General features: G+C 35.5%; 16 protein-coding genes. 7 read left to right on the forward strand and 9 right to left on the reverse strand.

Annotated features, from left to right (window positions below; all coding sequences use genetic code 11):
• Positions 1–11: 11 nt before the first annotated feature.
• The 5 genes from udk (at position 12) to QGM71_RS01530 (ending at position 3,388) form a co-directional block, all read left to right on the forward strand.
• A complete protein-coding gene (udk, locus tag QGM71_RS01510) occupies positions 12–662 on the forward strand; it encodes a uridine kinase (protein WP_327605741.1) in 651 nt (216 codons plus the stop codon).
• A 216-nt stretch (positions 663–878) separates the two neighbouring features.
• On the forward strand, positions 879–1,355 hold the full coding sequence (gene greA, locus QGM71_RS01515) for a transcription elongation factor GreA (RefSeq protein ID WP_327605742.1): 477 nt from the start codon (positions 879–881) through the stop codon (positions 1,353–1,355).
• 334 nt (positions 1,356–1,689) lie between these two features.
• Positions 1,690–2,364 (forward strand): YrrS family protein, encoded by a 675-nt coding sequence (locus tag QGM71_RS01520; RefSeq protein ID WP_327605743.1) that lies wholly within the window; start codon positions 1,690–1,692, stop codon positions 2,362–2,364.
• Positions 2,365–2,391: 27 nt separating this feature from the next.
• On the forward strand, positions 2,392–3,081 hold the full coding sequence (gene mtnN / locus QGM71_RS01525; RefSeq protein ID WP_327605744.1) for a 5'-methylthioadenosine/S-adenosylhomocysteine nucleosidase: 690 nt from the start codon (positions 2,392–2,394) through the stop codon (positions 3,079–3,081).
• Between the two features lie 73 nt (positions 3,082–3,154).
• A complete protein-coding gene (locus QGM71_RS01530) occupies positions 3,155–3,388 on the forward strand; it encodes a YrhC family protein (RefSeq protein ID WP_327605745.1) in 234 nt (77 codons plus the stop codon).
• A 24-nt stretch (positions 3,389–3,412) separates the two neighbouring features.
• Here QGM71_RS01530 and sigK read toward each other — a convergent pair whose 3' ends face one another.
• From sigK to sda, 9 genes are all read right to left on the reverse strand, one after another.
• Positions 3,413–4,117 carry an RNA polymerase sporulation sigma factor SigK gene (gene sigK / locus QGM71_RS01535; RefSeq protein ID WP_327605746.1) on the reverse strand — a complete coding sequence of 235 codons (705 nt, stop codon included), beginning with the start codon at positions 4,115–4,117 and terminating at the stop codon, positions 3,413–3,415.
• A 101-nt stretch (positions 4,118–4,218) separates the two neighbouring features.
• Positions 4,219–5,697: a UDP-N-acetylmuramoyl-L-alanyl-D-glutamate--2,6-diaminopimelate ligase gene (locus tag QGM71_RS01540; RefSeq protein WP_327605747.1), complete on the reverse strand. Its 1,479-nt coding sequence runs from the start codon at positions 5,695–5,697 to the stop codon at positions 4,219–4,221.
• 210 nt (positions 5,698–5,907) lie between these two features.
• Positions 5,908–6,294 (reverse strand): monovalent cation/H(+) antiporter subunit G, encoded by a 387-nt coding sequence (gene mnhG / locus QGM71_RS01545; protein WP_327605748.1) that lies wholly within the window; start codon positions 6,292–6,294, stop codon positions 5,908–5,910.
• Positions 6,275–6,586 (reverse strand): Na(+)/H(+) antiporter subunit F1, encoded by a 312-nt coding sequence (locus tag QGM71_RS01550; RefSeq protein ID WP_327605749.1) that lies wholly within the window; start codon positions 6,584–6,586, stop codon positions 6,275–6,277. The genes mnhG and QGM71_RS01550 overlap by 20 nt, the downstream gene beginning before the upstream one ends.
• Positions 6,583–7,059, reverse strand: a complete 477-nt coding sequence (locus QGM71_RS01555; RefSeq protein WP_327605750.1) for a Na+/H+ antiporter subunit E — start codon at positions 7,057–7,059, stop codon at positions 6,583–6,585. The genes QGM71_RS01550 and QGM71_RS01555 overlap by 4 nt, the downstream gene beginning before the upstream one ends.
• A gap of 6 nt (positions 7,060–7,065) precedes the next feature.
• The gene (locus QGM71_RS01560; RefSeq protein WP_327605751.1) at positions 7,066–8,547 is read right to left on the reverse strand and encodes a Na+/H+ antiporter subunit D; all 1,482 of its coding nucleotides are present in this window, start codon (positions 8,545–8,547) and stop codon (positions 7,066–7,068) included.
• Positions 8,540–8,878: a Na(+)/H(+) antiporter subunit C gene (locus tag QGM71_RS01565; protein ID WP_327605752.1), complete on the reverse strand. Its 339-nt coding sequence runs from the start codon at positions 8,876–8,878 to the stop codon at positions 8,540–8,542. The genes QGM71_RS01560 and QGM71_RS01565 overlap by 8 nt, the downstream gene beginning before the upstream one ends.
• Positions 8,879–11,200, reverse strand: a complete 2,322-nt coding sequence (locus tag QGM71_RS01570) for a Na+/H+ antiporter subunit A (protein WP_327605753.1) — start codon at positions 11,198–11,200, stop codon at positions 8,879–8,881.
• A gap of 303 nt (positions 11,201–11,503) precedes the next feature.
• Positions 11,504–11,653: a sporulation histidine kinase inhibitor Sda gene (gene sda, locus QGM71_RS01575; RefSeq protein WP_327605754.1), complete on the reverse strand. Its 150-nt coding sequence runs from the start codon at positions 11,651–11,653 to the stop codon at positions 11,504–11,506.
• A gap of 407 nt (positions 11,654–12,060) precedes the next feature.
• Between sda and QGM71_RS01580 the strand changes: the two genes are divergently transcribed.
• A complete protein-coding gene (locus QGM71_RS01580; RefSeq protein ID WP_327605755.1) occupies positions 12,061–12,576 on the forward strand; it encodes a YqeG family HAD IIIA-type phosphatase in 516 nt (171 codons plus the stop codon).
• A 2-nt stretch (positions 12,577–12,578) separates the two neighbouring features.
• Positions 12,579–13,679, forward strand: a complete 1,101-nt coding sequence (gene yqeH / locus QGM71_RS01585; RefSeq protein WP_327605756.1) for a ribosome biogenesis GTPase YqeH — start codon at positions 12,579–12,581, stop codon at positions 13,677–13,679.
• The last annotated feature ends 6 nt before the right edge of the window (positions 13,680–13,685 follow it).

Genomic DNA, 13,685 nt, shown 5'->3' on the forward strand with positions numbered 1-13,685 from the left:
GTACCAAAATCATGCATGACAAACCAGTCGTTATTGGTGTAGCAGGAGGCAGTGGCAGCGGGAAAACGTCTGTAACTCGTTCTATATGCCAACGATTTTCTGATAAAACAATTCTTGTTATTGAACAGGATTACTATTATAAAGACCAAAGTCACTTACCTTTGGAGGAAAGATTAAACACAAATTATGATCATCCACTTGCTTTTGATAATGACCTGTTAATAAACCACCTTCATGAATTGATGAACCATAATAATATTAAAAAGCCGGTCTATGATTATAAGGTTCATACACGATCCGATAAAGTAGTTGATGTAGAACCAAAAGAAGTAATTATTGTTGAAGGCATTCTTATTTTAGAGGATCCCAGGCTGGTTGAGTTAATGGATATCAAAGTATTTGTAGATACAGATGCTGATTTGCGCATTATTCGGCGTCTTTTAAGAGATATAAAAGAACGAGGCAGAACATTAGACTCGGTTATTGATCAATATTTAGGGAATGTACGGCCATCTCATTTGCAATTTATTGAACCAACTAAGCGATATGCTGACATCATTATTCCAGAAGGTGGACAAAACTTAGTTGCAATAGACATTATGGCTACAAAGATCGAAACTATATTGAGTAAGAACCGGCAGAAGAGTAGTAATAACGCTTAAAATAGGATAATTTGCTGATTTTTCATTTTGTATACTACTTTTAATAATTAAGCATAAAGTTTATTGAAAAGACGAAAGAAAAGTATTGAAAATTTAAATAAACTCTGCCATAGTAATGATTAGTATATTTTTACTCATTGAACTCACCACAGAACAGTCCTATATTATGGTAGCAGTTGTATGACCACGTGAAGAAAGAAAAGGAGTGTTTTTAAAATGGCAATAGAGAAAAGCTTTTATATGACAGTAGAGGGGAAAGAAAAGTTAGAGAATGAACTGCACCATCTCAAAACTGAAAGAAGACAAGAAGTAGTTGAACGTATAAAGGTAGCGCGGGATTTTGGAGACCTTTCGGAGAACTCTGAGTATGATGCTGCCAAAGAAGATCAGGCTTTTGTAGAATCAAGAATTGCGCAAGTTGAGAAGATGATTCGTAATGCAGTCATCATTGAAAATGATAATGATAATCCTGATGTCGTCTCTTTAGGTAAATCTGTAACCTTTAAAGAATTACCAAATGGAGATGAAGAAACTTATACAATAGTGGGAAGCGCTGAGGCTGATCCATTTGAAGGAAAAATATCAAACGATTCTCCGATGGCAAAGAGCCTTTTAGGCCACGAGATCGGAAAAGAGGTTAATGTAGCAACACCTGGTGGAGACATTCAAGTTAAAATTGTAAAAGTTCATTAAAAAGAAAAAATGCGGGTGGATAGTGACCCGCATTCTTTCTTTTTACTTCGTTGATACTACTTGTTCCGTCCTTATATGTGGTTAGACTGTCTAGTACTGGTCACAGTTACATCTCCTCTAGTAAAACCACAGCTTAACATATAAATTAGGTATTCATGTTTTTATTACCTGTAACTTTGGGAAAACAACAGAGAGACATGCTGTTGCTTTCCCTATTTGCTGATCTTATCAGTGAATAATCATTTTGTTTAATCAAACTGTAAAGTTTCAAACATATAAATTCAACTATGAAATATGATACTATAATAGAGTAAACACAGGGAGGATAAAAGCTATGAATGAATATGATAAAAATTCAAGAGTAAATAAGTTTGAAAAACGCAGAAAAATCACTAAATCTATTACTATTATGCTCCTGCTTGGTAGTATTTTTGTTATATTTTTGCTAGGCATGTGGATATTTGGTGGTGGGGACGATGAAGAGGCTTCCGACGATCAGACTGAACAGTCATCTGATATTAGAATAAATGATGATACGGACTCAGATGAAGATACAGAAGATGATGCAAATGAGGAAGATACCTCATCTGAAGAGGATGATACTTCGGATGAAGGAAATGAGGAAGAGACAACGGATTCTGATGAAGAAAATAATGAGAATAATCAAGATGTGGTAACAGAGCAGGCAGAGCCGTCTGATGATAATGTTATCGAGGCTTATACTGGTAATTGGCAACCTGTTGGAACAGAGCAGGAGGGGCCACATACTACTAATTACAGTGATGGTTCCCAGGATCGAATTGAGATAGATAGAGCAGCAGCTGCTGCTACTGGTTTAAATGAAAATGAAATGAGAACTTACTGGGTTGGTAATGATGGAGAGCAAAGGGTTGTTGCAACAGTCTCAAATGGTGATAAATCAGAGAGCTATCGTGTCTTTTTATCCTGGATTGACAATGAAGGCTGGCAACCAACTAAGGTTGAAGTTCTAAAAAAATTGGACTATTAATAAAACAATCATATCGGAGGAACATATATGACAATAGGAATCATTGGAGCAATGGATGAAGAGGTAGCTTTATTACTGGGAAATATGACAGAGAAAGAAGAACAAACTGTCGCCGGTTGTTTATTCGTAAAAGGAATTCTAAAAGGAAAAGAGACTGTAGTATTAAAGTCCGGAATTGGAAAAGTTAATGCAGCAATGGCAACTACGATCATGCATGAGCGTTATTCTCCTACCCACATAATCAACACAGGATCAGCAGGAGGCTTTGCTGAGGATCTGGAAGTGGGGGACATAGTTATATCAACACAGGTAGTGCATCATGATGTAGATGTAACGGCCTTCGATTATGCTTATGGACAAGTTCCCAGTATGCCTGCATTGTACGATGCTGATACCGCACTAGTAGCGAAGGCATGTCAGGCAGTAAAGCAATTGGATATACATTATAAAGAAGGTGTTATTGCCACAGGCGACACCTTTATGGATAAGGAGACTCATGTTGCTTTTGTTCGTGATAAGTTTCCTTCAATGATTGCAGCAGAAATGGAAGCAGCAGCTATAGCTCAAGTTTGTTATCAGTATAATAAACCCTTTGTTATTATACGCGCTTTATCAGATATAGCTGGGAAACAATCGTCGGTATCCTTCGATGCTTTCCTGGAAAAGGCAGCTAAAAATGCTGCTGGTTTAATTATGTCAATGATAAAAGAACTATGACTTAACCATGATTTACCTCTCAAGTCCTCTAGCAATCTATGTTATGATTCGATATAGGAAAGGAGAGTTTTTGATGGAAGATAAAGCAAAACAAGCAGAACTTAAACTTAAAGACTACCAACGATTCATAGCAGCGTTGTTAATCTTAAGTTGTTATTTATATATGGGCGCGGTTATTAATACGTATATTAGCCCTTCAAGTGATGGTGTTATTTTATTATACCTTTCACTTACATCTGTAGTTTCAGGTATAATATTATATTTCCAAAAGTACCGTATAGAAAGGGAATTGGAAAATGAGCGCTAATGCTTTTGCATAAGCGCTCATTTTTTAAATTTTTCTCTCTTTTCGGTAGTACTCATGAAATACCTTCATTAAAGCTCTTTTTTCAATTCGGGATACATAACTCCGAGAGATGTTCAGTTTCTTTGCTATTTCGCGTTGAGTCATTTCCTTATAGTCATTTAGACCGTAGCGATAGACAATCACTTCCCTTTCGCGATTATCAAGTATAGAAAAATAGTCTTGCATTTTTGCAATCTCCATGTTTAATTGAATATACTCAATTATATTTTCGTTTTCTGCTTCTAATATATCAATTAAACTAATTTCGTTACCTTCCTTATCCTGGCCAATTGGATCATGTAATGAAACATCCTTTTTAACCTTCTTTAAGGCACGAAGATGCATCAGAATTTCGTTTTCAATACACCTGGCAGCGTAAGTCGCCAATTTAGTACCCTTATCTGCGGAGAAGCTCTCCACTCCTTTAATTAAGCCAATTGTCCCGATGGATATTAAATCTTCTACATCTTCTCCGGTATTCTCAAATTTTTTAACAATATGTGCAACCAATCTCAAATTATGTTCAATTAATTTATTCCTGGCAGTCCCGCTGCCATTTTGCATCTCTTTAATGTATTTAGCTTCTTCATCTGGGGGTAGAGGCTGTGGGAAAGCGTGATTTTTAACATAGGATACAAAAAAGAGAGCTTCTTTTATGAGAAGAGCAAGAACACTTAAAATTCCGGACAAACACATCAACCTCCTTAAATGTCTCCCTGGGCATCTGCCTATATAACATCTTTATGAAGCATAAGGGGATTTCGTGTCTGTCCAGTATAAGTAAGTAAAAATTATGGGCTTAATTGCTTATATTTATGCTGACAATGTTCTATTGCTACATTAGCATCACTGTGAGGAACTTTTTTGTTACCAATAATTTGGTATTCTTCTTGACCCTTTCCAGCAATAATTAAAATATCACCAGGTTCACTTAACTCAATTGCTTTTTTTATAGCCACTTTCCGGTCTGAGATTAATAAATATCTTTCATGCTGCATTCCTGTTTCCATGTCAGCTAATATACTGGATGTACTCTCATTTCTAGGGTCATTAACTGTTAATATTACATAGTCTGCAAGCGATGCCTTCTCAGCCATTAATGGACGTTTATATGCATCCTGATCACCACCAGTACCAGCGACGAATATCAATCTTTTTTCTTTAAACGGCATTACAGAAAATATAGATTTTTCAATTGCATCTGGGGTATGTGCGTAATCAATATACATAGTGATCGGTGAATCAATATTTACTTTTTCCATTCTTCCGTTGATCGGTTTAAGATCCTTTAACATATCAACTAATTTTCGAATTGGCATTCTTTTAGCGAATAGGGAAGCAATTGCAGCTAATGCGTTGTAAACATTGAATTCACCTAAGAGCTTCATCTCAGCTGAGAATTCTCCCTCAGGAGAAAGCAATGTGAACGAAGTACTCTCTTGGCGGTATTTAATATCGACAGCTTTGAAGTCAGAATCTTCATAAATGCTATACGTTATAACTTCGGCCGAAGTGTGAGAATTGAATCGTTCTGACCAAGGGTCATCTCTATTCAAGACGGCATACTTCGGTTCTCTTAAATTGTTTCCAAGCTGTGCAAATAATAAACCTTTTACATAGGCATATTCTTCCATTGAAGCATGGTAATCCATGTGATCATGTGTAAGATTAGTAAATGTTACTACATCAAAATCAACACCCCATAATCTGCCCTGAGAAAGGCCATGGGAGGATACCTCCATAATGACGTGATCCACCCCTTGATTACTTACTTGATTAAGTAATTTCTGATTAGTCAGGGAATCACAGGTGGTATTGTCACTAACAACCAGTTCATTATCAATATCAAAACCAATCGTTCCAGAAAGGGCTGTTTTTTGATTATCTTTTCGAAGCATCGCGTTCATCAGGCTTGTTACAGTAGTTTTACCGTTGGTTCCTGTAACACCAAACAGAGTCATTTTCGTAGAAGGGTAATTATAATACTCATTTGCAAGTATAGCCAATGCTTTTGCGCTGTCGTTAACTACAATTAACGCGGCATTTTCCAGGTTTATATCCAATTTTTCTTCTGCAACTATGACAGTGGAACCATTTTTTATGGCATCCTTGTAATAGTCATGCCCATCAACGGTAAATCCACGAATACAAACAAATAACGTACCATCTTCACATTTTCTGGAGTCTTGTTGAATGGAGTTTATTTCACTTGGTAGAGTCCCATATATCTTTTTTAACAGTAAACTTGATAATAATTTATACGTATTCATAGTTGAAATCCTCATCCTTCATAGTACTATTATTAATTTGTCCAAACAGGCAAGTTATAAACCAGAAGTAAATATGTATTTTTTGATAACTATATCCCTTATTCCCGAGATCTAATTGTTTTAATCGAGTATTTGTTGCATTTTATTTTTAATTGATAAGAAACTAAAAAAGAATGACTGTTTTAAAGTCATTCTTTTTTAGTTATCCGGCTAAGCTTGTTTCCCTGGTTTCTTCCTTCGTTTCTTTAAAGCTTCTTCGTAAGCGTCTGTTCTATTTTTTAAATAAGGCTTTACCCCATTTTCATGAGCAGCTCTTGCTAACATGTGTGCAGATACAGGAGCTGTTAAAAAGATAAAGACAATTGCCAATAGCAGTTTACCACTTACAATAGAATGGGATACATACAGAAACAAAAATGCACCAATAAGGATGGTTGAAATTCCTAAAGTAGCAGCTTTCGTTGCAGCATGAAGGCGTGTATAAACATCCGGGAAGCGAAGAATACCCAAAGACGCTGAAAAAATAAAAAACGTTCCAACTAATATAGAGACTATAATGATAATATTTATGATGATATTACTCCAGATCTCTATCAATAATAACACCCTTTTCTAGATATTTTGCAATGGCAAGTGTCCCTAAGAATGCAAGGATACCTATTAATAATACGACATCGTTCAGGTTGGGAGTTATTAGGAAGATAGCTAATAATCCAGCAACACCCATTAAATTTATGCCTATTGCATCCAAAGCTACTGCACGATCAGCATTAGTGGGACCAGCAATTATCCGGTATAAAAGAAGAATAAGAGATGCTGAAATCCCGATAAAGCAAATATACAAGGCGATTTCAATAAGATTTTCTGTTAGTTCCAGAAACTCCATCATCTAGTCACCTCCATAATCGCTTTTTCAAAAGTGTTTTTAATTGAGTTTACTGATTGGTCAATATTATCGATATTCATTGCATGAATAAATAACTGCTTATTATCATTGGATACAGCAACCGTTAACGTCCCTGGTGTCAAGGAAATTAAAAGCGATAGCAGTGTGATTTCCCAACTGCTTTTAACATCTAGTGGAAGTGCAAATATTCCCGGCTCCACATTCGGTTTTCGAATATAAGCAAGCTTTACCACGTCAAATGTAGATGAAATCAACTCTTTTATAAATAAAAATATTAATAAAAATATTTTTATGAAACGGTTTAAATAAAATGTGCCAGGCACAAATCTTCTTAGTAGGAGTAACAAGAATATCCCTAATAAATATCCGAAGATAAAACTTGGTGTGGAGTAGGATTCACTTAGAAACATCCACATAAATGCAATAATTAAATTGATTACAATTTGAAAGGCCATAGTCGATTACTCCTTTAATACAGAATCAATGTATATTTGTGGATCAAGTAAATAGGCTGAAATAGAGTCTGCAATTGGATAAAAATACTCTGCTCCTAGACCTAAAACAACAGATATTGATAAAAGTACAATGATAGGGGCTATAAGTCCCTTTGTCGATTTTTTCTTAAAGTTACCAGATGTATCTTTATCTCCCCAAAAGCCTTGGATGAAAATCTTCATAATAGAATAAAGGATTAATAAGCTGGTCAATAAACCAATTATCGCAATTGCTATTTCATTACTTGCAAATGCACCTTTAAGCAGTAATAGTTTGCCTATGAAACCACTGAAAGGTGGAATACCTGCTAAAACAAAACCAGAAATGAACAACAGCCAGCCTAAGAACGGGTAGTAGTGAATCAAGCCACCCATTTTTCGTAAATCAGAAGTTCCTGCAACATAAACTATAACTCCTACTAGTAAAAAGAGAGCAGCTTTTATAATCATATCGTGAACTAAATAATAGATGGACCCACTTAACGCATCCTGGGTGAAAAGTCCAACACCCATTAAAATATAACCTATAGCAGGTATAATATTATAAGCTATAATCAATTTAATATTAGTTGTAGAAAGTGCACCAATGACTCCAAATATCATGGAAAGAGCAGCAATCCATATGAATATTTCATGTGTCAGATCAATTCTATAAACAAATATTAAAGAGAAGACTCGTATAATGGAATAAATCCCGACTTTTGTAAGCAATGCACCGAATAATGCCGACACGACAGGGTTAGGTACTATATACGAATTTGGCAACCAGTAATATAACGGAAACAGAGCCGCTTTCGTTGCAAACACAAAGAATAGCAAAATGCCAATTGTTGTTAAGATACCTTGTTGCTCCACTTCCTGAACACGTTCAGCAATATGCGCTAAATTAACTGTTCCGACAACTCCGTAAATGAAAGCAATTGCAGTAACAAATAACATGGAGGAGAAAAGATTTACTAGTAAATACTTAAGCGATTCTCTAAGCTGTACCTTTCCTCCCCCTAAAACAATAAGTCCATATGAAGCCATCAACAATACTTCAAAAAAGACAAAAAGATTAAATAAATCACCTGTTAGAAATGCTCCAGAAACACCCGTAATCAAGAAGAAGAAAAAAGGATGAAAGTAATATTTTTCTCTGTCCCCCAGGCCGGCATATGGTACATAAAATGCACATGCTGTCGCAATGATATTTGTTGTTAGTACAAGAATTACTGCGAGTGAATCAGCCACCAAGACGATACCATATGGGGCTGCCCATCCACCTGTCTCTAGTATAACAGCCCCATTTTCTAATACATACCATGTGATGTATACAGAGACACCTAAGCTAATTAAAGAAAACACCTTCGCCAATCCTCGAGAAATATTTTTCTTTGAGTTTGTAAATACAAGAATTATCGCTGCTATTAACGGAATAATGATTGGTAATATTGCCAGGTTACTCATTTGAATTACCCCTTAACTGTTCCATATTGTCTGTGTTATTCTCCTGTGCTGTTCGATAAGCCAGCACTAATAGAAGACTAGTTACTCCAAAACTTATTACAATTGAGGTCAAAATCAATGCTTGTGGCAATGGGTCTGTATACTCGGTTATCCCATCTGTCAAGACAGGGGGTTGCCCGGTTTTTAATTTACCCATCGTGAGTATGAATATGTGAGCACCATGGGTGATTAATCCTGTACCAATAACAATACGGAGTACTTGCTTCTGTAATAAATTATAGACTCCTGTTGCAAATAAAACTCCTGCTAAAATTGAAGTCACTATTTCCATTTATTCTGCCTCCTTATTTTTTCTCAGTTTAATGAGGCTGAAGATAGCTAGGGCTGCAATACCCAGTACGGCTACTTCAAGTAATGTATCCAACCCACGCATATCTACTAGTATTACGTTAACTACATTTTTACCTCCACCAAGTGTGTAGGCAGTTTCCAGAAAATATTCAGAGATTGAATCAAAGCCATTCGTACTGTGTGCAGAAATTCCTATAATAGCCAATAATGTACCAAAACCAATTGCAATTGAAGCATTTACAATTTTTGAACCAGCAGCTTCATTTGTTTTTCGAAGTTTAGGCAAATGGTAAAAGCATAGTAAAAATAATGCAACGGTGACTGTTTCAATCACAAGTTGTGTCAACGCAATGTCTGGTGCGCGATAAATAACGAAAAGTATTGCCACACCATAACCGACTACACCTAAGACTAATATAGCGGCAAGATTGTTCTTTGTAAAAATGGTTGCTAAAGCAGCAATAATCATAATTCCTACTACTGATAATTCAAGAATTGTAATCTCGGCAAGGTTATCATAATTAATCGTAAGCCCATCTGTAACCATCATAAATCCAAAGGTGACAACCAAAATGGCAACTAAGATAAGAGACATATATGTCTTTAGCGATCCTGTCATATAATAATTCGTTATATTTGCTGAATAGGTATCAACCTTTTCGATCAGTCTGTCATATACTTTGTTAAAACTCCATTTACCTGGTAGGACATTATAAACGGGATACCATTGTTTTCGTGTAAGGAATAGAAGAGTTCCAATAACCACTACAATTAGTGACATGATAAATGCTGTACTATCCCAACCATGCCAGAAATAGACACTTTCAAATTCCACTGCACTATTTACAGACTCCGCTGCATGCAATAGGAAGGGAGCATTAACCCAATTTGGGAATAAACCGATTAATATAACACCTAAAACCAGTATAATAGGTGAAATCAACATTCCAATTGGTGCTTCATGGGGTTTTTTAGGTAATAAATCAAATCTCTTTGGACCTGTAAACACTCCAAAGAAGAAATAGATAGAATAAACAAATGTAAATATACTGCCAAGCACAGCCAAGTAAGGAATTGCTTGAGCAAGAAGATTCGCACTAGTTAGACCAAGTGTAGCGTCAAAGAACAGTTCTTTACTATAAAAACCATTTAGAAATGGAAGAGGTACACCAGCCATTGAAAATGTACCGAACAAAGCCAGGGTTGCAGTCATTGGCATAAACGTTAACAGACCGCCAAGCTTCCTTATGTCTCGAGTACCTGTCTCATGGTCAACTATACCAGCAACCATAAATAAACTTCCTTTAAACGTAGCATGATTTAGGATATGGAATACAGCAGCATATACAGCTGCTTCGGTACCAAAACCGAGCATTGCCATAATCATACCCAATTGGCTTATTGTCGAGAAAGCCAGAATAGCTTTTAAATCAGTTTGTCTTACAGCCATATATGATCCCCAGCATAATGTAATGATTCCCACTAAGCTTACAGTAATAAAGAACCATTCATACGTTGAAAATACAGGAGAAAATCGTGCAATCAAATATATTCCGGCTTTTACCATAGTTGCAGAGTGAAGGTAGGCACTAACGGGAGTTGGTGCTTCCATTGCATCCGGCAACCAAATATGGAAAGGGAACTGAGCTGATTTAGTAAATGCACCTAATAGAATTAAACCTAATATTAATGGAAGGTAATCATTGTTTAGAATAACGTCTGCCTGCTGGATCATCACTTGTATACTGGTGGTTCCTGTGATAACAGACAGCAGCACAAAGCCACCAAACATACTTAACCCACCGAAAATTGTAATCATCATTGATTTTAAGGCTCCGTACCTCGAGCGCTCTTTAAAATGCCAATACCCAATTAATAAGAAAGAAGATATAGATGTCAATTCCCAAAATGTATATAGGACAAATATATTATCTGATAGCACAACACCAAGCATAGCTGTCATAAACATTAATAAATAAACATAGAAATGCCCCAGACTTTCCTGTTTATCTAAATAAAAAATTGAATAGAGTACAACAAGTGCCCCAATACCACTTATTAGTAAAACGAATAATAAACTCAAACCGTCCAAGTAGAAATCAAGGTTTATTCCTAATGAAGGTATCCAATTATACGTTTGTCTAAGTGGAGTAAAACCAGCTCCAACGAATTGAATAAAATAAAGAAAAATGGAAAAGGGGACAAAAAACACGAAAATGCCAGTATGTATACTATGTTTCAATTTACTTAACATAGGAACAAAACATGCAATAAGTAGTGGAATTAATACTGCAAATATCATCTAATGGGATTCCTCCTTGAAAATAAAATTTTGTATTTGTTACTACACATATTCTGTTATTTAAATGGTAGAAAGCTATGTAATTTAATGGGGGTCAAACTTTTCTTATAATTGGGACCAGTACGGTGATTAATTTTATAACGTGTGAAATGATTCAAGGATGTGCTTGAACATGCCAATTAAAAAATTATCCAAAGGATAGTTTAACACAATATGAAAGGGAGAAAAATAAATAACCCCTATAATTTAGTCAATTATAAGGGTTGGACGAGTTCCTTCATATTATATACGGAACAATAATATTTATCCTAATTTAGAGGTGTATTTAATTTTAGATGATAACCGTCTTCTGTGAATTTCTTCTTCGATTAAAGAGAGGAAGTCAGGGCTTAAATTTAATTCATTTGCTCTATGATATGATTCTATTAATAATTCATCTGACAAATGCTTCATAAATACAGCCCCTCCCGAAAAATTAAGATCTGAAATTGGTATTAGTTATTAATTATAATTTATCATGATAGATAAATGAGAACAAGGCGCAAGTTATCTACAACGCCCTGTAGATAACTTGTTGATAAATCATAAAATCAACCACCATATGTTGTTGTAACAGGTTGCAAAATGTTGATAAAGTTATCCACAGCGCGAAAAAAGTAACTATTTGTCGAACGATTCATGCATAGATTATCGAAACTATACATAAATATTCAGGTTACTTTTGCAATTTACCTCTATCTGGTAATTGTATTGTTCGTAAAGCTTCACTTCGAAATTATAGTAAGTTATTATAGGATTGGGTTATAATGTAGATTCGTACAAAATGATTGATAGTTACAGACGATAATGAGGTGTTAGAGTTGTTAAAGAATTTCTTGCCAAATGAACATGTAAAAAGTGTGTTTGATATTCAACCAGGGGTATTGAAACAAAAAGGAATTAAAGGAATCATTACAGACCTGGATAATACACTTGTAGCCTGGGACGTAAAGGATGCTACTCCTGAAGTCATTCAGTGGTTTAAACTTATGAAAGATCATGACATTAAAGTTACGATAATTTCTAATAATAAACAGGAACGTGTTAAAATCTTCTCTGATCCTTTGGACACGCCCTTTGTATTTAGTGCTCGTAAGCCCTTAAGTCGAGCATTTAAAACAGTTTCTAAACGAATGGGGCTTAAAAAAGACGAAGTTGTTGTTATTGGTGACCAGTTATTAACCGATGTTTTAGGTGGAAATTACGCAGGTTTTTATACGATATTAGTGGTACCTATTGTGCAAACCGACGGAAAAATAACAAAAATCAATCGCAAAATAGAACGTAGGATACTAAATTATATGCGTAAAAAAGGAAAAATCAGCTGGGAGGACTAAGAATGGAAAAAATTGATTGTCAGGGCTGTGGGGTCCTTATCCAAACATCTGACCCAGATGCAACTGGGTACACACCAAAAACATCGCTTGAAAAAGAAAATATACTATGTAAAAGGTGTTTTCGCTTAAAACACTATAATGAAATACAAGACGTATCTTATACGGATGATGATTTCTTGAAAATGGTAAGTAATATAAGAGGAGAAAACGGTTTAGTTGTACATGTTATTGACATATTTGATGTCAATGGCACCTTAATTAAGAGCTTACCGCGAATAGTAGGCGATAAGCCAATCATTCTGGTGGGAAATAAAATTGATCTGCTGCCAAAATCTACAAATAAACGAAAGCTGAATCAATGGTTGAGGGCCTCAGCAAAAGAAGCAGGTATCAAGGTGAAGGATGTCTTCTTAATATCTTCAGTAAAAGGATATGGGATAGAAGAATTAACACATCAGATTGAATTAATTCGAAAGAAAAGTAATGTTTATATTGTAGGCACGACTAATGTTGGGAAATCTACTTTTATTAATCGTATTATTAAACAAGCGACAGGGTATGGTGAGGTCATTACCACATCCTATTTTCCAGGAACCACTTTAGGATTCATTGAAATTCCATTAGATGATAATACATCCTTAATTGATACACCTGGAATAGTTAACAAGCGACAAATAGCTCATTACGTTTCAGAGCAGGACTTAAAAGTAATTACCCCTAATAAAGAAATTAAGCCTAGAGTTTATCAATTAAACAGCCAGCAGACATTGTTTTTTGGTGGCTTAGCCAGATTTGACTTTATCAAGGGGGAGAAACAGTCATTTGTATGTTATTTCTCTAACGAGATTCCGATACACCGTACAAAATTGGAAAATGCAGATAACCTGTATAAAACTCAACGTGGTGAGTTATTATCACCGCCAAGTGAGAAAACACTGGAAATATTGCCGGAGTTTACTCAAACGACTTTTCGGATTACAAATGAGAAAACAGACATCGTTTTTCCTGGGCTGGGATGGATAACCATAACAGGGGAGAATGTAACTATTACTGCCCATAGCCCGAAGGATGTAACAGTGTCTATTAGAAGATCATTAATTTAGAAGGAG

The organism is Virgibacillus tibetensis (assembly GCF_036026595.1).
Classification (GTDB): Bacteria; Bacillota; Bacilli; order Bacillales; family Amphibacillaceae; genus Virgibacillus_P; species Virgibacillus_P tibetensis.